At 53.9% G+C, this 21894-nt stretch carries 22 protein-coding genes, 8 tRNA genes and 1 rRNA gene; 26 read left to right on the top strand and 5 right to left on the bottom strand.

Going from position 1 to position 21894, the window contains the following annotated elements:
• The 9 genes from AC58P5_RS26610 to AC58P5_RS26570 form a co-directional block, all read left to right on the top strand.
• A 23S ribosomal RNA gene (locus tag AC58P5_RS26610) occupies positions 1–107 on the top strand; the annotation flags it as partial.
• Positions 108–251: 144 nt separating this feature from the next.
• Positions 252–342: transfer RNA gene (locus tag AC58P5_RS26605), tRNA-Ser, on the top strand.
• 7 nt (positions 343–349) lie between these two features.
• A tRNA-Met gene (locus AC58P5_RS26600) sits at positions 350–426 on the top strand.
• Positions 427–440: 14 nt separating this feature from the next.
• Positions 441–516 (top strand) — tRNA-Val (locus AC58P5_RS26595).
• 15 nt (positions 517–531) lie between these two features.
• Positions 532–608, top strand: a tRNA-Met gene (locus AC58P5_RS26590).
• Between the two features lie 8 nt (positions 609–616).
• Positions 617–693 (top strand) — tRNA-Asp (locus AC58P5_RS26585).
• 28 nt (positions 694–721) lie between these two features.
• Positions 722–797, top strand: a tRNA-Phe gene (locus AC58P5_RS26580).
• A 42-nt stretch (positions 798–839) separates the two neighbouring features.
• A tRNA-Tyr gene (locus tag AC58P5_RS26575) sits at positions 840–925 on the top strand.
• Positions 926–935: 10 nt separating this feature from the next.
• Positions 936–1008 (top strand) — tRNA-Lys (locus AC58P5_RS26570).
• A 246-nt stretch (positions 1009–1254) separates the two neighbouring features.
• Here AC58P5_RS26570 and AC58P5_RS26565 read toward each other — a convergent pair.
• From AC58P5_RS26565 to AC58P5_RS26545, 5 genes are all read right to left on the bottom strand, one after another.
• Positions 1255–1563: an MTH1187 family thiamine-binding protein gene (locus AC58P5_RS26565; RefSeq protein WP_103998122.1), complete on the bottom strand. Its 309-nt coding sequence runs from the start codon at positions 1561–1563 to the stop codon at positions 1255–1257.
• Positions 1564–1640: 77 nt separating this feature from the next.
• Positions 1641–1766: a hypothetical protein gene (locus AC58P5_RS26560; RefSeq protein ID WP_497391986.1), complete on the bottom strand. Its 126-nt coding sequence runs from the start codon at positions 1764–1766 to the stop codon at positions 1641–1643.
• Positions 1767–1915: 149 nt separating this feature from the next.
• Entirely contained in the window at positions 1916–3475 is a 1560-nt protein-coding gene (locus AC58P5_RS26555; protein WP_497391984.1) for a GMC family oxidoreductase, read from the bottom strand.
• Complete coding sequence (locus tag AC58P5_RS26550) at positions 3472–4068, bottom strand: gluconate 2-dehydrogenase subunit 3 family protein (RefSeq protein WP_497391982.1); 597 nt, start codon at positions 4066–4068, stop codon at positions 3472–3474. Before AC58P5_RS26550 ends, AC58P5_RS26555 begins: the two co-directional genes overlap by 4 nt.
• A 5-nt stretch (positions 4069–4073) precedes the next feature.
• Positions 4074–4466: a hypothetical protein gene (locus AC58P5_RS26545; RefSeq protein WP_497391980.1), complete on the bottom strand. Its 393-nt coding sequence runs from the start codon at positions 4464–4466 to the stop codon at positions 4074–4076.
• Positions 4467–4725: 259 nt separating this feature from the next.
• On the opposite strand from AC58P5_RS26545, the gene AC58P5_RS26540 reads away from it, so the two are divergent.
• From AC58P5_RS26540 to AC58P5_RS26460, 17 genes are all read left to right on the top strand, one after another.
• Complete coding sequence (locus tag AC58P5_RS26540) at positions 4726–5673, top strand: MraY family glycosyltransferase (protein WP_497391978.1); 948 nt, start codon at positions 4726–4728, stop codon at positions 5671–5673.
• 128 nt (positions 5674–5801) lie between these two features.
• Positions 5802–6917 carry a PucR family transcriptional regulator gene (locus tag AC58P5_RS26535; RefSeq protein WP_497391976.1) on the top strand — a complete coding sequence of 372 codons (1116 nt, stop codon included), beginning with the start codon at positions 5802–5804 and terminating at the stop codon, positions 6915–6917.
• 102 nt (positions 6918–7019) lie between these two features.
• Positions 7020–8144 (top strand): ABC transporter ATP-binding protein, encoded by a 1125-nt coding sequence (locus tag AC58P5_RS26530; RefSeq protein ID WP_497391974.1) that lies wholly within the window; start codon positions 7020–7022, stop codon positions 8142–8144.
• A 191-nt stretch (positions 8145–8335) separates the two neighbouring features.
• Positions 8336–9277: an HPr(Ser) kinase/phosphatase gene (gene hprK, locus AC58P5_RS26525; protein ID WP_042232344.1), complete on the top strand. Its 942-nt coding sequence runs from the start codon at positions 8336–8338 to the stop codon at positions 9275–9277.
• 48 nt (positions 9278–9325) lie between these two features.
• Entirely contained in the window at positions 9326–10258 is a 933-nt protein-coding gene (lgt, locus tag AC58P5_RS26520; protein ID WP_369999086.1) for a prolipoprotein diacylglyceryl transferase, read from the top strand.
• Between the two features lie 36 nt (positions 10259–10294).
• The gene (gene ppaX / locus AC58P5_RS26515; RefSeq protein WP_497391971.1) at positions 10295–10948 is read left to right on the top strand and encodes a pyrophosphatase PpaX; all 654 of its coding nucleotides are present in this window, start codon (positions 10295–10297) and stop codon (positions 10946–10948) included.
• Positions 10945–11529, top strand: a complete 585-nt coding sequence (locus AC58P5_RS26510) for an acyltransferase (RefSeq protein ID WP_497391969.1) — start codon at positions 10945–10947, stop codon at positions 11527–11529. The genes ppaX and AC58P5_RS26510 overlap by 4 nt, the downstream gene beginning before the upstream one ends.
• Positions 11530–11719: 190 nt before the next feature.
• On the top strand, positions 11720–12937 hold the full coding sequence (locus AC58P5_RS26505) for an ATP phosphoribosyltransferase regulatory subunit (RefSeq protein WP_497391967.1): 1218 nt from the start codon (positions 11720–11722) through the stop codon (positions 12935–12937).
• A 216-nt stretch (positions 12938–13153) separates the two neighbouring features.
• On the top strand, positions 13154–13789 hold the full coding sequence (gene hisG / locus AC58P5_RS26500; protein ID WP_497391965.1) for an ATP phosphoribosyltransferase: 636 nt from the start codon (positions 13154–13156) through the stop codon (positions 13787–13789).
• 91 nt (positions 13790–13880) lie between these two features.
• The gene (gene hisD / locus AC58P5_RS26495) at positions 13881–15170 is read left to right on the top strand and encodes a histidinol dehydrogenase (protein ID WP_497391963.1); all 1290 of its coding nucleotides are present in this window, start codon (positions 13881–13883) and stop codon (positions 15168–15170) included.
• Positions 15163–15894 carry an imidazoleglycerol-phosphate dehydratase HisB gene (gene hisB, locus AC58P5_RS26490; protein WP_497391961.1) on the top strand — a complete coding sequence of 244 codons (732 nt, stop codon included), beginning with the start codon at positions 15163–15165 and terminating at the stop codon, positions 15892–15894. The genes hisD and hisB overlap by 8 nt, the downstream gene beginning before the upstream one ends.
• A gap of 2 nt (positions 15895–15896) precedes the next feature.
• Positions 15897–16514 (top strand): imidazole glycerol phosphate synthase subunit HisH, encoded by a 618-nt coding sequence (gene hisH, locus AC58P5_RS26485; RefSeq protein ID WP_497391959.1) that lies wholly within the window; start codon positions 15897–15899, stop codon positions 16512–16514.
• A 42-nt stretch (positions 16515–16556) separates the two neighbouring features.
• Entirely contained in the window at positions 16557–17282 is a 726-nt protein-coding gene (gene hisA, locus AC58P5_RS26480) for a 1-(5-phosphoribosyl)-5-[(5-phosphoribosylamino)methylideneamino]imidazole-4-carboxamide isomerase (protein ID WP_497391957.1), read from the top strand.
• A 67-nt stretch (positions 17283–17349) separates the two neighbouring features.
• A complete protein-coding gene (hisF, locus tag AC58P5_RS26475; protein WP_497391955.1) occupies positions 17350–18108 on the top strand; it encodes an imidazole glycerol phosphate synthase subunit HisF in 759 nt (252 codons plus the stop codon).
• Complete coding sequence (hisIE, locus tag AC58P5_RS26470) at positions 18105–18782, top strand: bifunctional phosphoribosyl-AMP cyclohydrolase/phosphoribosyl-ATP diphosphatase HisIE (protein WP_497391953.1); 678 nt, start codon at positions 18105–18107, stop codon at positions 18780–18782. Before hisF ends, hisIE begins: the two co-directional genes overlap by 4 nt.
• Before the next feature lie 319 nt (positions 18783–19101).
• Complete coding sequence (locus AC58P5_RS26465; protein ID WP_497391951.1) at positions 19102–20052, top strand: ribose-phosphate diphosphokinase; 951 nt, start codon at positions 19102–19104, stop codon at positions 20050–20052.
• Positions 20053–20123: 71 nt separating this feature from the next.
• On the top strand, positions 20124–21875 hold the full coding sequence (locus AC58P5_RS26460) for a tetratricopeptide repeat protein (RefSeq protein ID WP_497391949.1): 1752 nt from the start codon (positions 20124–20126) through the stop codon (positions 21873–21875).
• The last annotated feature ends 19 nt before the right edge of the window (positions 21876–21894 follow it).

The raw sequence follows: 21894 nt of genomic DNA, 5'->3' as shown, positions 1-21894 counted from the left end.
TTCCCAGTATGTAAGACCCCTTGAAGACGACGAGGTAGATAGGTTGGAGGTGGAAGCACAGCAATGTGTGGAGCTGACCAATACTAATCGGTCGAGGGCTTGACCTACAGGTTTTTCCGACAGGAAGGCCGCATCGGAAGCATCTCTTCGGCTAACCGCCGTACGAATGCACCGCAAGATCTTTGGATGGATCGACTGCACGTTTCGCTGCTAGTTTTCAGGGAGCAACCTGAAAAGTTTATTTACACAATGGAGAGATACCCAAGTGGCTCAAGGGGACCCTCTGCTAAGGGGTTAGACTGCGTAAGTGGTGCGAGGGTTCGAATCCCTCTCTCTCCGCCAGTATTAAGGCGGCGTAGCTCAGCTGGCTAGAGCGTACGGTTCATACCCGTGAGGTCGGGGGTTCGAGCCCCTCCGCCGCTACCATAACAACTAGATAAGGACGCTTAGCTCAGCTGGGAGAGCATCTGCCTTACAAGCAGAGGGTCGGCGGTTCGATCCCGTCAGCGTCCACCATATATGCTTTTTTGACGCGGGGTGGAGCAGCCCGGTAGCTCGTCGGGCTCATAACCCGAAGGCCGCAGGTTCAAATCCTGCCCCCGCAACCAATTTACATGGAGCTGTGGTGTAGAGGCCTAACATGCCTGCCTGTCACGCAGGAGACCGCGGGTTCGAATCCCGTCAGCTCCGCCATTTAGTTTGTATGACAATTTCATAGTATGGCTCGGTAGCTCAGTCGGTAGAGCAGAGGACTGAAAATCCTCGTGTCGGCGGTTCGATTCCGTCCCGAGCCACCACTTTTAGTCAAGTTAGTCAATAACGGCGCTTGGCAGTATTGTGGAGGCTTAGCGAAGTGGCCAAACGCAGCAGACTGTAAATCTGTTCTCTGACGAGTTCGGTGGTTCGAATCCATCAGCCTCCACCAGTTTTTCCAAGAGCCATTAGCTCAGTTGGTAGAGCACCTGACTTTTAATCAGGGTGTCGAAGGTTCGAGTCCTTCATGGCTCACATGCCATGTGAACAATTCTCTTCATATAAAAAGAGACCTTAACGGTCTCTTTTTTTTGTTGTCTTTTTTAGCCGGCGAGAGGAAAAATGCCACTTGAATCTTACTTCGCTGCCTAGCCCCAAGCCTAGGCCTATCCGTGCTGGAATCCCTCGGATATTCGTCGTGAAGGGAATCCAATTCGGGGACTCTCGGGTTCAAGGCGATCGAATAAGGTTTTCAGCCGGCCATTAAATATAGCTTCCCAGCTATTGAAGCTGCTCCAGTTTGTCGGCAACGGACTGGAGTTTTTGCTGCATGGATGCTGTTTTATCGCGGCGGTCGTCTATTTTGATGGAGGTAGAGACGCGTTGGGCGCCGTTTTCAAAGGGGCTTTCGTGAAGCTTAAGGATGACTTCCATGAGTTGATCCAAGGGACCTTCGATTATAGTGCTCATTGGAGTAAGCTCATAATGGAGAGGCTGGTTGTCCAGTACCTTTTGAAGATGAGCTACATATTCACTTAAGCTTGTAGAGCCTGTACCTATAGGAACAACCGTAATTTCTGCAATAGCCATTAGTAATGACCCTCCTTCGTTAGGGATAGCTTCGTCCTTTAATTGTAATGGAATCGCCGCCCGGTGGCTACTTACAGTTAGGAGGAAAGCAGCGGAAGTGCCTGGATGGCGGGCAGCGCAGCATGAACAAGGGGAAGCAGCAGGATAAACGACTGGATGACGATTGCCGCATCACGTTCATAACAGGCAAACTTACCGGCCAAGGAGCATTGCCTACATCGCCACTTTCTTCCCTTGGAGGAGTTGCGGACCGGTTAATAAGCCTGAAACAGCGCGCAATTTCGTTGGACGCGATTTCGAACCTTTTCATAGCCCGCCATGCATCGTTAGGCAATCTACTGTTCAGAGTGATTTAAATGAGTTCACTTACGATGTAATCGGCTGTTCGCGCGGCTAAAGCCATTACGGTGTTAGTGGGATTCACTCCGCTGGACGTGACAAATATGCTGGCGTCGCATATAAATAGATTCGGAATATCGTGCGTTTGACCAAACGAGTTGACGACGGATCGCGAAGGGTCGCTTCCCATCCGGCAGCCCCCCATCAGGTGGGCGGTGTCTGGTACCACAAATTCGGGTGTGCCTCCCGCAGCCCGCAGAATAGATTGCATGTTCGAGACCGCATGCTCGATGAGCCTGGTGTCGTTTTCACCGAAGCTAAAGGATACCCTGGCTCTCGGCAGCCCGAAGGCATCTTTTTCGCCGGATAACGTAACGCGGTTGTGCTCCTGCGGAAGGACTTCTCCAACGAGTGTCACGCGGCCGTAAAAATTGTAGTCCAGCATAGCCTCTCGTAACGGGGCTCCCCAGACAGGGATGTCGCCTGTTTTGACGATCCCTTGGGCGAAAGCGAGAGGTCGCGTGCCATGCGCATGGAGGGAGTACCCGCGTGCAAAGCCGCGGCCCCGGTCCGATTCGTAAAACTCCTGAGTAGTAGCCAGCACAGGGGTCCCCTTGTACAGCCGCACTTCTTCCTCGAACTTGGCATACACGTCATGGCTGCTGTGCGTCATAAGAGCCTTGCCTACCCAGCCGCTGCTGTTGGCAAGTCCGTCCGGATACCGGCTGTTCGCAGAGTTCAGCAGCAAGCGGGGCGTTTCGACCGCATAGGCCGATACGATCACGAGTTTGGCTTTTTGACGGTATTCGACTCCTTTTTTCACAAAAAGAACACCGGTAGCCTTTCCATCCGGCCCTGTCTCGATCTGAGTGACCCTACTACCGGTAATCACAGTAGCGCCTGCTTGTACGGCTTTCGGAATATGCTGAATGAGGGTGCTGAATTTAGCATTAGGCATGCAGCCCTGCTGGCAGAAACCCCGGTTAATGCACGGAGGCCTGTCTTCAAATGGCGCAGACAGAATGGCCAGAGGGGCTGTAACCGAGCGGATCCCCAAATTTTCGCAGCCTTTTTGAAACAAATAGGCGTTAGGACTTAGGGGGTCCCGTTCCGGATAAGGATAAGGCCCGCGAAAATTCCCCCATGGAAAATGGCGGGGGCCCGAAACCGCGATTTCTTTTTCGATCCGGGAGTAGTACGGCTCCAAATCTTTATAGTGGATAGGCCAATCCTCGCCGACTCCGTCTATGGATCTCGTTTTGAAATCCGATTCATGGAATCGCAAAAACACCCCGGTAAAATGCTGGGTTCCGCCGCCCACTCCCCAGCCTGAATTGTTGTGCCCCATCGTTAGAGGGTGCTTGCCGTCGACAAGCCGGGTATCCTGCCAGCCGAGGAACTGCATGGACAGCTCGTCGCTCGCAAAATCCCTTTGGGGATCCCGCAGCGGTCCGGCTTCTAACACCACGACCTGCAGCCCGGCTTCGCTAAGTTCCTGTGCAAGAACTCCGCCTGCCGCTCCTGCGCCGATAATGACCACATCGACGGTTTCCGACTGAGTGCTCCATTTCATCGTTCCGGTTTCGCCTCCCACGGATCAAGATGCCCCCGGTCTGCCCGGATGTAACCTCTTGGATAGGCAGGACCTGCGTATCCAATTTCAGACCAAATTAGGGGGTGAGAATAGTAAGCTTCCACGGTCAGCGCGAGCAGCCTGTTGAAGAAGGCTTTCTGCACGGGAGCCGGCCAATCGCCGCGCAGGGACAAACGAACCTCGGCAACATTCGTGAGCAGCTCCTTCTGTTCCGCTGGCGACAGCTGTTGAAAGGGTCTCGCATGAAATCCGTGCGACATGGTTTCAAGTGCCTCCAGCCCTTTGCGGATTAATTCGGACTGAGGAGGAGTATCGGGTCCTCTCTGGCCTTCTTCCTTTTGCCGGTACAAAGTGTCATCTATATGCTCCAGCACGTAAGTCAGGATTTCGGATCGGTCGTCGTCGACAAGAAGCGAGCATACGCTTCTGAGCTGTTCCGCCTCGAGCAGCGTTAACAGCCGATATTCACGGCGCCGCCGCAAGCGGGTGGTGACGATAGACCGTGTGTGGGGATCCCAGTGGTTTTGCTCCTTCATGACATCGAAAGAAGGGTATTTCGGCATTTTTCTCATAAAAGTCACCTTCCATAGACGGCGATTAACCCGAGGACGCCGAGAGTCGAATACAGCAGAGGCATCAGGACGGGAGGGCCGATAAGGAAATTGCGGAACGCATAAGCCCCGACGCGCTTGCCCACTCCCCGGATATGAAGATACAGCCCGTATAATCCCGTAATAATCCCCAGCCACATGCCGATATGAAAAAGTTGGAGCAGCCAAGTCCGGTTTAGGAGAACCGCGAGCAGTCCAACCAGAAAGTACAGAGGAGCGGTAGTAACGGGAATCAGCATGACTTTGCGGTGAAAATTTTGCCGGTAATGGGACAAGGTTACTTGAGCCGCGATAAACAAATAAGCGAAAGCCGTAAACAAAATAACGGACCGGTCTAACGTCCAGCTGTTCCAGATCATAGTATAGGGGATCTCCTTTGTTTCGTTTTGAACATCCGCTTGTAAATGTGAGTTCTTTCCTCATTTTTTCCATAAAGGGGGGAGTTAACTCGTTTTTTATAAAATGTTCTCATGGTTTTAAGCAGGTTGGCGGTCCAAACCTTTACCAAAGGGCGGCAAGTATGGGCGGAATTCGATTGGGAGACGCTAACAGATGCGGTAAAAGCCATTTATCCATCGTCATCCGTGAGGGTAACGATAGGCAGGAGGAATCGAGCGTATGCACTATCTAATCCCCATGCTGACCAGCTTTATTCTGGTAGCGCTGCTGGTACCCGTCATGAAGCGGATCGCTGTAAAAGCAGGGTTTGTCGACCGGCCGTCTACCCGTAAAATTCATGCCGCCCCTATCCCCCTGCTGGGAGGAGTGGCGATTTACATCGCGTGCGCGGCGGCTATTATATTGTTCGGCCGTAACGGCAATCTTTCCTATGCGGTGCTGATCGGCGGAACGATCCTTATGCTGACCGGCCTGACGGACGACTGGTTTAAAACCCGGAGCAAGGATTTCCCTGTCTGGCCGAGGCTGATCATTTATATCGCGGTGTCCGCGGTGCCGCTTTTATTCGGCATTCAAATTATCGGGGTATCGAACCTTCATTTCAGCGGCATGATTTTCTTCCCGGTCTGGCTTGTGTGGCTCGGTACGATGGCTTGGATTTTCGGGATAACGAATATGATTAATTTCATTGACGGGGTGGATGGGCTCGCCTCGGGGATCGTAACGATCGCTTCTCTGGGGCTGCTTGTGGCGGCCATTGTCAAAAGGCAGGAGGATTCCGCTTTGATTGCGGGAATTCTGGTCGGAGCCTGCCTGGCTTTTCTGGCGTTCAACTTTTATCCCGCCAAAATTTTTATGGGCGACGCGGGCGCGATTTTCCTGGGGTATACGATTGCGGTCGTCGCTGTGGACGGAGCGTTCAAAAGTGCCACGTTTGTCTCCATCCTAGTTCCCGTACTGGCGCTTGGCGTTCCTATTCTGGATACGGTGATCGTGTTTACGAGACGACTTCTCAAGGGCGGAGGGCTGCACCGGGCCGATAAGCTTCATACTCATCACAGCCTGATGCAGTGGGGGCTGTCCCAAACTCAAACGGTTTCCTTCCTGTACCTGGTCGGCGCTCTGTTTTCCCTGCTTTCTATTATTGTGGTGCTCATGGGCGTATGAACCCGCATCCCGCATCCCGCATCCGGGGCTTAGTAAGGCATCTTTAAGTGAAACGCTTACTTAGCTGTGTTACAATAATAGGAAGCACCATGGCAGCCTCGATATTACACAGATAGGGAGCTATGCGGATGGAATGGGAAAGGCTGAAAGAACAATTGGAGTCGATCGGCAAAGGGCCGGTCCAACTGATTGCAAAGACGCCGGAAGAGTGGGAAGCCCTTACAAGAAACGCGGGGAAAAATAACGGGGACAGGCAGCCACTGAATAAGAGCAGTATGCTGATCGGAAAAGAAGTATATTTCCTGTTGAGCAGGGAAGGAAATCAAGTCCATGCCTTGTCTATTCCTGCGGGGAACTTGGCCGGAGACGAACGACATCTGGTCGAGTGGCTCATTGAATCCGCACAGCCGGAGAAAAGGCAGAGCGGCACTCTTCTGCTCGAAGAAGAGAAAAAGCTTTCCGCGCTCAGGGAATGGCTGCTGCAGCATGCCGAAACCGACACCCAAGCGGAGGTTCCCGACACGATTTCTTCCCAGGCCGGGCTTTATTCGACCAAAATACCTTTTCTCCTGTATGGAGACTATTCTTCGAACGTACGGGCGTCTTACCGGGAGCTGAAAAGGCTGCTGGAGACGTTTTTTGACGCGGAAATTATATTGATCCCATTGCTGGATAAAGAATGGCTGATTCTCGCGCCGGATTATCTGCTCACAGTGGGGCAGGAAGACAAAACGGACACTCAGGAAGAGAGCACCGAGCAGATGCTCGATGCCCTGGCGTCAGGACTTCATGACATGCTGGCTACCGAATGGGTAGGGGAAAGCCATCTTGGGGTTCACTACCCCATCCAGCCTGCCCAGACGCTTCTGGCGGCCATGCTGGCTCTGCGCTCGACGATTATGCTCGGCCGGTTGTACAAGGTGACGAACAATATTCACACGCCTTGGCATTTACAAATGGAAAAGCTACTGCACCCGATACCCGAATCCGAGAAACATCAGTTTCTGGAACATGTGCTGAAGGATTATTCTATGGATGCGGAGACGCAGTCTACGCTGGAGAGTTTTTTTGCGCTGGACTGCAACGTGAGCGAGACGGCCAAAAAGCTGTATATTCATCGCAACACGCTTTTATACCGGCTGGACAAGTTCAAAAACGAGACGGGGCTGGACGTAAGAACTTTCCATGACGCCGTCCTGGTGAAGCTGGCGCTCGTATTGTACAAAGTAACAAAAAGAAAGTGAGTTTTTTGTGAAGATTGTGCATAGTCAGTCTTCGGGCATTTAAGCTAAGATAAATGTACAGATTCCAAATCAAGAACATTCAAGAACCAGGGGGAATGAACAATGGCAGGCGTTCGTCTTAACCATATCGTAAAGAGGTACCCAGGCAACCAAGAAGCAACCGTTAAGGATTTCCATCTCGATATTCAAGATAAAGAGTTTCTCGTATTGGTAGGAGCATCCGGTTGCGGTAAATCCACAACTCTGCGGATGATTGCCGGTCTTGAAGAAATCTCCGAAGGCGAACTGTACATCGGCGACCGTCTCGTGAACGACGTGGCTCCTAAAGACCGCGACATCGCGATGGTATTCCAGTCCTACGCCCTGTACCCGCACATGAACGTGTACCAGAACATGGCGTTCGGCCTTAAACTCCGTAAATTCAAAAAAGCCGACATCGACGCACGCGTGCGTGAAGCGGCTAAAATTCTCGATATTGAACACCTTCTGGACCGCAAGCCGAAAGCACTTTCCGGTGGTCAGCGTCAGCGTGTCGCCCTGGGCCGCGCAATCGTCCGTGAACCTCAAGTTTTCTTGATGGACGAACCGCTTTCCAACTTGGACGCTAAACTTCGCGTACAAATGCGTGCCGAAATTTCTAAACTTCACAAACGTCTCGGCGTAACGATCATCTACGTAACGCATGACCAAACGGAAGCTATGACGATGGGAAGCCGGATTGTCGTTATGGACAAAGGCATCATCCAGCAGGCGGCTTCTCCGGAAGAGATCTACAACTTCCCGGTTAACATGTTCGTAGCGGGCTTCATCGGATCTCCTTCCATGAACTTCGTAAACGGTTCGCTTAGCGATCAAGGCGGAGAGCTTCACTTCAAAGCCAAAGGCGTAGACGTTATTATTCCGCAAGGCAAAGCTCAAGTTCTTCGCGACAAAGGCTATGCCAGCAAAGAAGTTATTCTGGGTATTCGTCCTGAAGATATCCACGATGAGCCTGTGTTCCTCGAAGCTTCCGCTAAGACAGTGGTTAACGCCCTGATCGAAGTGTCCGAGAACCTGGGTCACGAAATGCAGGTTCACCTTGCCGGTATCGGCGAAGGTACAATCGTAGCGCGTGTTGACGGCCGCTCCGGTCTGAAAGACGGCGCTAACGTGAAGCTTGCTCTGGACATGAACAAAGTTCATTTCTTCGATAAAGAAACGACGAACTCCATTCTTCTGAACTCGTAAGAATCATCAATTAAAAGCCAGTCCATCGTGACTGGCTTTTTTGACGTATTAGGGGTTGAGCAGGCGGGCTTAGAATACGATGCCGAAGTAACACCTGTGCAGCAGTATTCCGGCTGTCCGGCCGGCAGGTTGATTTTCACCCGGCAGTTGAATTACGATGGAACTATTGGGAAAACAAAGGGGAATGAACGATGGGCAAAAAAGTGAGAGTGTCTGAGCTGGTTGAACATTACAACCTGGAAGTCATTTGCGGCGAAGACGGGTTAAAGCGGACCGTAACGGTTGCCGATCTTTACCGGCCCGGTCTGGAAATGGCGGGCTATTTCAATTATCATCCGCAGGAACGCGTGCAACTGCTGGGACGTACCGAGATGTCCTTCTTCGAAACGCTGGACGAAACGGTCCGTCTGCACCGTGCCGAACAGCTCTGCGCAAGCGAAGAGACGCCCTGCATTATCGTCACCCGCGGTTTGGATATTCCCGCGGAACTGGTAGAGGAAGCGAAGAAGCACCAGCTTCCGGTTCTTCGCAGTCAGGTAGCGACCACCATTCTCGCCAGCCGGCTGACCAACTTCCTGGAAAACAAGCTTGCTCCCTCCACTACCATTCACGGTGTATTGGTGGATGTGTACGGCGTCGGAATGCTGATTACGGGAGGCAGCGGAATCGGGAAAAGCGAAACGGCGCTTGAACTGGTCAAACGGGGCCACCGCCTGGTAGCGGACGATGCCGTCGAAATACGCCAGACGGCCGATTACATGCTGTACGGGAACGCGCCTGACCTGATCCGCCATTTGCTTGAAATCCGCGGCGTCGGCATCATTAACGTGATGACGCTGTTCGGTGCGGGAGCGGTGCGGAATGTCAAGAAAATATCCGTCGTGGCTCGTCTGGAAACCTGGCAGCAGGATAAACAGTACGACCGCCTCGGACTGGATGAAGAAACGACCCGGATTATTGAGGCGGATGTTCCGCTGATCACTATCCCGGTTCGTCCCGGACGGAACTTGGCGGTCATCGTCGAAGTTGCGGCGATGAACTACAGGCTCAAGCGGATGGGCTTCAACGCGGCCCTGCAGTTCACTAACAAGCTGACGGAAACGCTGGCCGAAGATTTGGACGACATGGACTGAGAGCCGGTTCATACCCACAGGTAAGGAATAGGAGGATATCGACCGTTTATGCTAAATCCAGTCGCTTTTAAGCTAGGCCCGATTTCCGTGCATTGGTACGGCATTATATTAGGCACGGCGGCCCTGATCGGGCTGCTGCTTGTCATTCGGGAGGGCAAGCGCTTTAAGCTGCAGCCCGAATTTTTCATGGATCTGCTGCTGATCGGAGTACCGTCTGCCATTGTGGCCGCTCGTATTTATTACGTGGCCTTCCAATGGGAAAACTACAAAAACAATCTGGGCGAAATCATCGCCATCTGGCACGGGGGAATCGCCATTTACGGCGCCCTGATCGGTGCCATTATCGCAGCGCTAATTTATGTCCGCCGCAAAGGATATTCGTTCTGGCGGATCGCGGACATTTGCGCTCCGGGACTCATTGTCGGCCAAATGATCGGCCGCTGGGGCAATTTCGTTAACCAGGAGGCCCACGGCGGCCCGGTCAGCGAATCTTTCCTGCGCAGCACGCTTCACCTGCCCGACTGGATCGTGAACCAGATGAATATCGAAGGCATTTTCTATCATCCCACTTTTCTGTATGAATCGGTATGGAATTTTGTCGGGCTGCTGCTGCTCTTCTGGCTGCGCCGCCGTCCGTTTCTTCGTGCGGGCGAGTTGTTCATGAGCTACTTCATCTGGTATTCGCTGGGCCGCTTCTTCATCGAAGGCCTGCGTACGGACAGCCTTGATTTCACGGGACCGGCATGGCTGGCTTCCCTGCTGAACGGACTGTGGTCGCCGATGTCCCTACTGTTCGGTGAAGCGGGAACGATGACATACGGAGGCAACATCCGTATTTCCCAGCTTCTTGCCGTGCTGATCATTATCGCGGCCATTATCATCATCGTCCTGCGCCGCCGTATGGGTTATGCGAAAACCAAGTACAGCGATCCGATCGAGAAAATCGGCGGGACACCGGCTTCGGCCAATACAAGTCATTGAAAACAGGACAGAACTCTTGATAATAAGGAGCACAGCATGAAGCATACGGTATTGTTTGATTTGGACGGAACTATTCTGGACACCAACGAGCTCATTATCCAGTCGTTCCTGCATGCGCTGGAAGGAAAGACGCCCGAGCTGTTTACAAGAGACAACATCATTCCCCACATGGGGCGCCCTCTCATTGAGCAGCTCCAGTTTTTCAGCGGACTGGATGAAGTGACGGATCTTCTGACTCTTTACCGGTCTTATAATCTTAAGCACCATGACGAGCTGGTGAGACCTTTTCCTTATGTAAAAGAGGTAATGGCCAAGCTGCATGCCTACGGAGTCAAAATCGGCGTCGTAACCAGTAAAATCAGGCTGACAACCATGCTGGGCCTGGAGCTTTGCGAACTGCTGCCGTACATCCAAAGTATTGTGACCGTCGATGATGTTACGAACGCGAAGCCGGACCCGGAAGGAATCAGGAAGGCTCTCCATGAACTGGGCTCAACGGCGGAGGAAGCCGTCATGGTGGGGGACAGCCATTACGACATCGAAGCGGCCAAAGCCGCAGGTGTTGATGCCGTAGCCGTCAACTGGTCTTTGAAGGGCCAGGCCTACCTGGAACAGTACCATCCGGAACATTTGATCGCGGATATGCGCGAGCTGTATATGATTTTCGGGATTACGGAGGAAAGTGTTTGAGGAAAACCGACAGATACCCGGTTGACGGACCTAACGCCTTATGGCAGATTTACCGGACGGTCAGCAAATGGAAAGCGGTTAAAAATTTCGTCTGGATACAAATCAGCCGTTACTGTCCCTCGCTTTCGGTTAAAAATTGGATCTACCGCCGCATGCTGGGCATGGAGGTGGGAGAACACACCGCTTTCGCTTTGATGGTGATGGTGGATGTATTTTTTCCGGAAAAAATAAAGATCGGCCGCAACTCGATCATCGGGTACAACACAACGATTCTGGCTCATGAGTATTTGATCAAGGAATACCGGCTGGGTGAAGTACGGATCGGCTCGAATGTGATGGTCGGGGCGAACACGACCATTCTACCCGGTGTAACGATAGGGGATGGCGCGGTAATCGGCGCGGGCTCCGTCGTTCATAAGGATGTGGAGCCATACAGCTTCGTAGCGGGTAATCCGCTTCAGATTATCCGGACGGGAGCTTCCGATCATGAAGAAGCCCGAGTTTTAGGAACGTCAGCGGAAAATACGGGGTCGGACACGGCTTACGTCAATAGCTCAAATAAAAACAGTTCATCTTCTTAAGAAGAGAACTGTTTTTTTGTTTGAAGCGAAGAGGACATTGGCCTCCGAGAAACGAATGGGAATGAATCTGCAAATTGACGCCTCTGACATTCCGTGATAAACTAACGGATATCCTTCAATTTGGTAGTATGGTAGCGTGCTAAAGCGTTTTGAAAATAGAGGTGTACCGGCAGGGCAAGGAGGAACATGAATGTCTAAACCGAAAGTGTTTGAAAAGCCTACGGGTTTTAAAGATTTCCTTCCGGAATCGGTAGCGAGAAGCCGCGAGATCGAGTTCAGCGTGCTGGACTGCATGGAACGGTGGGGCTACAGTCAAATCGTGACTCCGACGCTGGAATTTTACGATACGGTAGGGATGGCCAGCTCCATCGAAGACCGGAAACAGTTCAAGCTGCTGGACCGCAACGGGAAAACGCTTGTACTTCGTTCCGACATGACGGCCCCGATCGCGCGGGTGGTTTCCTCTCTTCTGCGGGATGAGCCTCTTCCGCTCCGTCTCAGCTATCACGGGAATGTTTTCCGGGCGATGGAGGAAGAAGCCGGACGCGATTCGGAATTCGTGCAGACCGGGGTGGAGCTCGTGGGCGACCCGTCCGCGGAAGCGGATGCCGAAGTAGTGGCTTTGGCGATTGCCTCCTTACAGGCCGCAGGCGTAAAAACGTTTAAGTTTGCTTTGGGGCATGTCGGGTTTTTACACGGCTTGTTCGGAGAAACGCTCAAAGACCATCCCGAAGCCCAGGAAGAGCTTAAAAGCTGCCTGCTCGGCCGGGATTACGTCGGTTACCGGACGGCCATCCGGCGTTTGGGTGTGGACGAAGCCCGGCGCGGCGAACTGGAGAGCATCCTCCGGCTGCGCGGAGGCAAAGACATCTGCGAACAGGCACTCAGCGTAACTTCCGATCCGACGGCGCAGGCGGCTATCGCCCATCTGTGCGAGGTATGGAACGTTCTGGAGGCTTACGGGGTAAGCGAGCATGTGCTGATCGATCTGTCGATGATCGGGAATTTTTCTTACTATACGGGTCTTACGTTCGAAGGGTACGCCGCGGATCTCGGATTCCCGCTGTGCAGCGGGGGCAGATATGACAATCTGCTCGCTCAATTCGGACGTCCTGCACCGGCAACGGGCTTTGCCTTGAAGACGAACCGCATTCTGGAAGCGGCGGGAGATGCGGTCCGCAAGCAGCAGGAACGGGTCCTGATCGTATACGGAGAATCCCGTCGCGGTGAAGCGCTGGGCAAAGCCAGGGAGCTGAGAGCCCTTCCCGGAAAGGTCGTTGTAACCCGCCATACGGGAACCGGATCGGTTACGCCCTGGGATCCGGCAGCACTGCACAAACTGGAGCAGGGCCATTACCGGTACGAAGGAAACGTCTATTCGGACGTCCTGCTCTATCTGACGGATTAAATTTCAGCGCCCGAGTTGATAAATTCGCCGGTATAGAGCTGTTAAATCATACGAATGCGGCAGCCTAAACGGGTTGACGATGCGATAAAACAAACGATTCAGGCCGTTCAAACCGGCCTTCCCGGTTATAGAGCGGGCTTGCTTGCGGCTTACGCGCCGTACCAGGTCCCGCAATCATTTAGCTTCGACAGAGGCTGCTGACAGGAGGCTGAAGGCATGCAGGAAATGCTTAAGGTAGCCATGCCCAAGGGGCGTATATATAAACAGGCATTCAAACTTTTCCGCCGAGCGGGATTGCCGATGCCTGAAGATAGCGGTGACGATTCCAGAAGACTGATCGTTACCTTTCCGGAAGCCAACATGGAATTCATTCTCGCCAAACCCGTCGATGTTCCGACTTATGTCGAGTACGGCGTGGCGGATATCGGAGTGGTGGGCAAGGACGTGCTGATGGAAGAAAACCGGGATGTCTACGAGCTGCTTGATCTCGGTATCGCCCGCTGCCGGATGTCCGTTATCGCACTGCCGGACTGGCAGCCCGTTCTGAATCCCCGCGTTGCGACGAAATATCCCCAGGTAGCTTCCCAGTATTTCAGGGAAAGAGGGCAGCAGGTCGAGGTCATCAAGCTGAACGGCTCGATTGAACTGGCTCCGCTGATCGGCTTGGCCGACCGGATCGTCGACATGGTCGAAACCGGCCAGACCCTGCAGGAGAACGGATTGGTCGAATACGAGGAAATATTCCCGATCACGAGCCGGCTTATCGCGAACCGCGTCAGCTACCGGATGAAAAACGACCAGATTCAGAAGCTTTGCGATGCCTTGCAGGCAACGATCGCATTGCCGGAGTGAGAGACTATTATCCGATAACGAGTGACATATAGCGTTATAAAAACGAAATGATCAGCAGGCGAAAGCCGGCGTTACGAAAGGATGATTGCGCATGAAAATCGTGCCTGCGGAAGAGTTTGAACTCGCCCGGGAAGTGGATTACGGGACGGCGGAACAGAACGACGCCGTACAATCGATCATCGCCGCTGTACGCAGCGAAGGCGATGAGGCTCTCCGGCGGCTGTCCAAGAAGTTCGACGGTGTCGACCTCCGGGAACTGCGTGTCGACGAAGCCGAGATCCAGGCGGCGTACGAACGGGTGGACGCCGAGTTTCTGAAGGCGCTGCGTCAAGCCGCCGCCAACATCCGCGCGTTTCACGAAAAGCAGAAACGCGTATCCTGGATGGACCTGCAGGACAACGGGTCCCTGCTGGGCCAGATCATCCGGCCGCTGCAGCGCGTCGGCTTGTACGTCCCCGGAGGGAAGGCGGCTTACCCGTCATCGGTGCTCATGAACGCGATCCCGGCAGTCGTCGCCGGCGTTCCCGAGATCGTGATGGTGACACCGCCTGCTACCGCCGGGGAGCAGGGCATCAACCCGCACATCCTGGTGGCGGCAGCCGAGGCCGGCGTGCGGGAGATCTACCGCGTCGGCGGCGCGCAGGCCGTCGCGGCGCTCGCGTACGGCACGGATACGATCCGTGCCGTTGACAAGATCGTCGGACCCGGCAATATCTACGTCGCACTCGCGAAGCGCGCCGTATTCGGCGTCGTCGATATCGACATGATTGCCGGGCCGACCGACATCGTGGTCCTGGCCGACGAGTCGGCGGACCCCGAATATATCGCCGCGGACCTGCTGGCCCAGGCGGAGCATGACGAGCTGTCACCGGCTATTCTGGTGACGCCGTCACGCGAGCTCGCCGAGCAGGTGCGCGGAGAAGTGGAGCGGCAGCTGCAGGTGCTGCCGCGCAAAGCGATCGCCGAGGTTTCCACGGCGAACAAGGGCGCGATCGTCCTCGTCGGGGATCTCGACGAGGGCATCCGCGTCGTCAACGCGATTGCTCCGGAGCACACGGAGCTGCTCGTGGGCGACCCGTTCGCGGTGCTGCCGCGAATCGAGAACGCCGGAGCGATCTTCCTCGGCGCGTACAGCCCGGAGCCGGTCGGCGATTATTTCGCCGGACCGAATCACGTGCTGCCGACGAACGGGACGGCCCGCTTCTCCTCGCCGCTGAATGTCGACGATTTTATTAAAAAATCCAGTGTGATTTCGTATAGCAAGGAAGCTCTCCTTGCAAACGGAGAGCAGATTATGACGCTCGCCCGCAACGAAGGGCTCGAAGGGCATGCCAGAGCGATACAAGTTCGATTGCAGAAAGAAGGGAACTTTCATGGCTGAACAAGTGGACAAGAACGCAAAACAAGCGGGGCTGGAAGGCGGTAACCCCGGTGGATCGGTTAAAGCGGATGCATTAAATGCGGATGCGGTAGACACTGGCGCAGGTGAAGGCTTGTCCGTCACGGAACCCGTTTCCCGGGCACGCGTATCCAGCGTAGCGCGCAAAACGAACGAAACCGACATCGAACTGGCGTTCGGCGTGGACGGAACCGGTGTCTCGGAGCTGGAGACGGATGTTCCTTTTCTGAACCATATGCTCGATCTGTTTGCCAAGCACGGCCAGTTCGATCTTAAAGTTCAAGCTCGCGGAGACGTTGACATTGACGATCACCACACGGTAGAGGACATCGGCATCTGTCTCGGTCAGACGCTCAGGGAAGCTCTGGGGGACAAGAAGGGCATCAAGCGTTACGCCAGCGTATTTATCCCGATGGATGAGGCGCTTGCGCAGGTTATCATCGATGTCAGCAACCGGCCTCATTTCGAATACCGGGCGGAGTATCCTTCCCAGCAGGTCGGAAGTTTCACGACGGAGCTGGTTCACGAGTTCTTGTGGAAGTTTGCTTTGGAGGCCCGGATTACGCTTCATGTCATTGTTCATTACGGCCGGAACACGCATCACATGATCGAAGCGGTATTCAAAGCGTTAGGACGCGCTCTGGATGAAGCCACTTCCATCGATCCCCGTGTTAAGGGAGTACCTTCGACGAAGGGAGTTCTCTAAGCATGATTGCCATCATCGATTACGGCATGGGCAACCTGCATAGTGTGAGCAAGGCCGTGGAACGTCTCGGATGCGAGTCAACAGTTACGTCCGATCCGGGGATTCTGGCGGAGGCCGACGGCCTCATTCTGCCCGGAGTAGGAGCGTTCGGCGACGCGATGGAGCAGCTCCGCTCGCTCGGTCTCGACCGGCTTCTGCGCGAACAGACCGCTGAGGGTAAGCCGCTGCTCGGGATTTGCCTCGGCATGCAGCTGCTTTTTACCTCCAGCGAAGAGTACGGAGAGCATGAAGGCCTCAATCTGCTGCCCGGTCAAGTAGTGAGGTTCCGGGGGGACTACAAGGTGCCGCATATGGGCTGGAACCGGCTGGAGTTCAAGCAGTCCGGTCCGCTTTTGGAAGGGCTTGAAGAGGGCCACGTTTATTTTGTTCATTCTTATCATGTGAAGCCGGAGCGTCAGGAGGATCTTCTGGCTGTCACGGATTATCATCAGCCGGTCACGGCTGTAGTAGGAAGAGATTCTGTCTTCGGCATGCAGTTTCATCCGGAAAAAAGCGGTGAGCTGGGCATGCGGCTGCTTCAAAATTTCGTAGGGCTTTGTCAAAGCAAGGCGAGGTCCTAAGATTAACCGGCCCTGCGGCCTATCAGGTGGAGGTAACGAATAATGTCCTTTATTATTTATCCGGCAATCGATATCCGGGACGGCAAATGCGTCCGTCTCGTTCAAGGCGATTATAATCAGGAAACAATCTATAACGAGAATCCTCTTGAGGTCGCACAAGCTTGGGAAGCTCAAGGCGGACAGTGGATTCATCTGGTCGACCTGGACGGTGCGAAGGCAGGCAAGCCGGTTAACGACAAGCTGATCGGCGAAATCGCACGTACGGTGAAAGTTCCGGTCCAGGTGGGGGGCGGACTCCGTACGGAAGAGGATGTGGACCGTCTGCTGTCGCTGGGCGTATCCCGTGTCATTCTCGGGACAGCGGCCATCGAAGACCGGGCTTTCGTCCAGTCTCTGCTGGCTAAACACGGTGAGAACGTCGCCATCGGCCTGGACGCGCGGGATGGTTTCCTCGCGACCCGGGGCTGGCTTGAAACTTCCTCGGTAAAAGCGGAGGATTTAGCTGTTCAGCTTGCCGAGCATGGAGCCAAGACGTTTATTTTCACCGATATTTCACGGGACGGCATGATGGGCGGGCCGAATGTGGAGGCTATCGTACGCCTGGCTAAGGTTTCGGGCCAGACGGTTATTGCTTCGGGCGGCGTGAGCCGGCCGGAAGACCTGGAGCGGCTTGCCGCCGAGGCTGCGAATGGCGTGGGCGGCGCGATTGTCGGCAAGGCGCTGTACACAGGCAGCATCCGGCTTGAGGAAGCGCTGAAGCTGGTTTAGGCTTGGGGCGCGAACGCATCAAGGTGCTCTCATATAGGGTGGTATAGAGGTAAAGGGGGAAGTCAGAATGCTGGCTAAACGGATTATTCCCTGTCTGGACGTGAAGGACGGCCGGGTCGTCAAGGGTGTAAATTTCGTGAATTTGAGAGATGCGGGCGATCCGGTCGAGCTTGCTTCCATTTATGACCGCGAAGGCGCCGACGAGCTCGTTTTCCTGGATATTTCGGCTTCGGTTGAGGGACGGGCGACGATGGTGGAGGTCGTGAAAAAAACGGCCGGCGAAATCACGATCCCGTTCACGGTCGGCGGAGGAATTTCGACTACCGACGATATGAAGCGTCTGCTCCGGGCCGGCGCGGACAAAATCGGTATCAACACGGCCGCGGTCAAGAATCCGCAGCTTGTATCGGACGGAGCCCGCAAATTCGGGTCCCAGTGCATTGTCGTCGCTATCGATGCCAAGTTCAACCCTGAATGGGGCGAGTGGGAAGTCTATACGCACGGGGGCCGGACGGCATCCGGCATCCGGGCTGTCGAGTGGGCGAAGCGGATGGAGACGGCGGGCGCCGGCGAACTGCTTCTTACCAGCATGGATGCGGACGGGACGAAGGACGGGTTCGATCTGGCTTTGACCAAGGCGGTTTCCGGATTTGTCGGGATCCCCGTTATCGCGTCCGGTGGTGCCGGAAATGAAGAACATTTCTACGAAGTTTTCACCGAAGGCCGCGCCGATGCGGGTCTGGCCGCCACGATCTTTCATTATAAAGAACTGACGGTGCAGGGCGTTAAAGAGAGCTTGAAGAAAAAAGGAGTGGAGATTCGATGACAGGCACACAACTGGACAGCATCCGCTACGATTCGCAGGGTCTCGTTCCCGTTATTGTACAGGATGCCATCAGCAAAGACGTTCTGATGCTGGCTTATATGAATAAAGAATCGCTTGAAAAAACGGTAGCCACCGGCACGACCTGGTTCTGGAGCCGCTCGCGGCAGGAGCTTTGGAACAAGGGGGCTACTTCGGGGCATACTCAGCGCGTGGTATCTCTCCGGTATGACTGCGATGCGGACACGCTCCTGGTGCTGGCGGAGCAGACCGGACCTGCCTGCCACACCGGATCTTACACCTGCTTCGGCGGTGAAATTCAGGTGGCCGGCGCAGATTCCGGTGTAACCGCAGAACCGGCAGCCGTGCCTGCTTCCGCCGACCGTTTCGGCATTTTGTCGAGGCTGGAATCGGTTATCGCTTCCCGTGAAGCCGAGAGACCGGAAGGCGCCTACACGACCTACTTGTTCGAGAAAGGAATCGACAAAATTCTCAAAAAAGTAGGCGAGGAAACGGCAGAGGTAATCATCGCGGCCAAAAACCGGGACCACGACGAGCTCCGGTACGAAACGAGCGATCTGATTTTTCACTTGATGGTTCTTCTTCGCGAGTCCAAGCTTCCGCTTGACGATGTCATGGCGGAGCTGGAGCGGCGCCACATGAGCAAATCCAAATAAAGGGATCGGCATCCGACTCTATAGGCAAATATGCCAGCTAGAGGAACGGGTGCCGCTTTTTGTTTCCGAAGTTCATAAACTAGCCACAATTACCTCGATTTGGCGTCCCTCTGTGCTTTTTCATTTCGACAAGTTTCATGTATAATGGTGGGGTAGGAGAATGTCCCTGGTACTAGATACTAGACAGAGGGGGCATCTTTTTTCTCGCTTACACGCTAAAAAACGCTTTCGTATGAAAACGCATGCGAAGCGTTCTATACAGAAGTTTGACCCGTCTGCAGTCCCAATAATCAAAAACATTTCGGAGGTAACCATAACCATGGATCTCAACAACATTAAAATTTTCTCCGGCTCTTCCAACCCGAAGCTGACACAGAGCATTTGCGACGACCTGGGCGTTCCGCTCGGTAAAATCAAGCTGTCTCGCTTCAAAAGCGGGGAAATTTATTGTTTGTATGAAGAAGGTGTCCGTAACTGCGATGTATTTTTAGTACAAACGTTCTCCCATCCGATCAATGAACACCTTATGGAACTATTGGTTATGATGGATGCGGCCAAGCGTGCATCCGCCCGCACGATCAACTTGATCCTGCCTTACTATGGTTACTCCCGTCAAGAGAGAAAAGCCGCGCCGCGCGAACCGATTTCCGCGAAGCTTGTCGCCGATCTGGTCAGTGCCGCAGGAGCGAACCGCGTTATTACCATCGACCTTCACGCACCGGCGATCCAAGGATTCTTCGACATTCCGGTAGATCACCTGACTGCTCTTGATCTTATCAGCGATTACATCACGAAGAAAAATATCGTCGATCCCGTCATCGTATCTCCGGATGCAGGCCGCGCTACGACGGCCGAGCGTCTTGCCAACATTCTCGATGCTCCGTTTGCGATGATGTTCAAGAAACGCCCGGCTCACAACGAATCGGTCGTTACTCACGTGATCGGGGACGTCAAAGGCCGTACGCCGATCATCATCGAGGATCTGATCGACACCGGCACGACGATCGTAAACGTAGTGGAAGGACTGAAAGAACGCGGAGCCAACGATATCTACGTCTGCGCCACTCACGCGGTATTCTCGGGCCCGGCTCTCCAGCGTCTGGATCACCCGAACATCCGTGAAGTCGTCATCACCGATTCCCTGGCGATTCCGGACGATCACGCGGAACGCTTCAAGGTGCTCTCCGTTGCTCCGCTGCTCTCGCATGCGGTACGTATCGTCAGCGACGGCGGCTCTCTCTCTTCGCTGTTCAAATACGGCGGCGTTTAAATCGTGTTTTGAAACCTCGGGGACTGTGCTATACTTGATCATAGATCTCAATGTACCGGAGGTGCCTAGTCATGGAAAAGAAAAAGCGTGTCTCCGTTAAGCCGGAACCGAAAATTATCCCCATCAGCATGGATGCCACGTTCTTTTTTGAAAGAGCGGTTCAATCGCTCGATCGTTTCCATTACGATAAGGCATTGAAATATTTCCGGCGAGCGGTAGAATACGAATACGATAATCCGGTGAACCACTGCAACCTTGCAGGGGTTCTCTCCGAATTAGGCAAGTACGAGGAATCCAACGACATCTTAAAAGATGTTCTCGATCGGATCGATTCCTCGATGACCGAGTGTTATTTTTATATGGCGAACAACTACGCCAACATGGACCAGTACGAACAGGCGGAGAGCGCTCTTGTCCGTTACCTGGAGAACGATACAAACGGACATTACCTGGAAGAAGCCGAGGAGATGCTTGATTTTCTCAGCTACGAGCTGGAACGTCCGACCAAGCTCAAGACCATCAAATCCCGCGAGGGCTTGTATGAGCACGACCAGGCACGTCTGCTTCTGGAAGAAGGCAAATTCGCGGAAGCGGTACGCGTTCTGGAAGATATCGTCGAAGAGCACGGCGATTTTTTGGCCGCCCGTAATAACCTGGCGCTTGCTTATTATTACACCGGTCATTTTCAGAAATCGCTGGATGCTATCGTCGAGGTGCTGAATATAGATCCCGGCAACCTTCATGCGCTGTGCAATATGGCGATCTTCTACCAGCATCTCGGACGCAAGGAAGAACTTGCCGAACTGATGGAAACTTTGCGCAAAACGTATCCTTTCCAGCAGGAGCATGTCTTCAAGCTTGCGACCACCATGGGGATTCTGGGCGATCACGAGAAAGCCTATCAGCTATTCAGGAGGATTTCCCGCTCCAACGATAGCGGCCTTGATCCGTGCGTTTACCATTATGCGGCTGTGGCCGCTTGCAATATCGGCAGATTTCAGGAAGCGCGGGTTCTCTGGAACCAGGTGGATAAGCTGGAGAACGGGTCGGAAATCGCCCGCTTTTACTTGGAGCAGCTGAACCGCCGCTCCGACGCCCGCCCGCTTTCGCTCAGCTACCACTACAACCTTCCGTTCGAGGAGCAGTTCCGCCAATTGGAGCAGTCTCCCGAATCGATCCCGGATCAGATCGCCAAGGACCCGCTTGTCCGCAGTTCCTTCTTCTGGGCGCTCCGCCACGGAGATGTGGAAACGAAGCTGCAGGTACTTCAGACGTTCGTTTATATCGGCGACAATGAAGTGAAAGAAGCTCTCATCGAGTTTATCGGTGATCCCAAAGAAGACGATTATCTCAAAAAGGTAGCTATCTTCGTTTTGAGGACCATCGGAGTCGAAGAGCCTCTGAAAGCTCATCTTGACGGAACGCTGAAAACAGTGGAAAACTCCGTGCATACGACCGACTTGCCGAAATGGGAGCCCAAATGGCAGATCGTCATGGAAACCGCTCACCGGCACATGCACCAGCGCTACGACATGATCCAGCAGCATGACCTGCAGACTCTGTGGGTAGAATATTTGAGCAGGGTGTATCCGAGCGTACCGAGGATTACGAAAGTGGAGGGCTGGTCAGCCGCTCTCGAATACCTGGTCGCCAAAATGCACCGCAGGTCCATTTCCTACCACGAGGTAGCTAGCCGTTACCATACGACCGTTTCGACCGTAAGCAAGAATGTGAAGCTGATTGACGAAGCTTGCGGGCTTAAGGAGAAGATGGATGCGATTCTTCCGAAGCTCTGGAACGCGGAAAAGAAGGGCCGAGATTAATCACACTTGCAAATTAGAA

Source organism: Paenibacillus sp. JT31N7, from assembly GCF_059692095.1.
The sequence above is the reverse complement of the archived record's forward strand: the minus strand, read 5'-3'. Positions and strand labels throughout refer to the sequence as shown.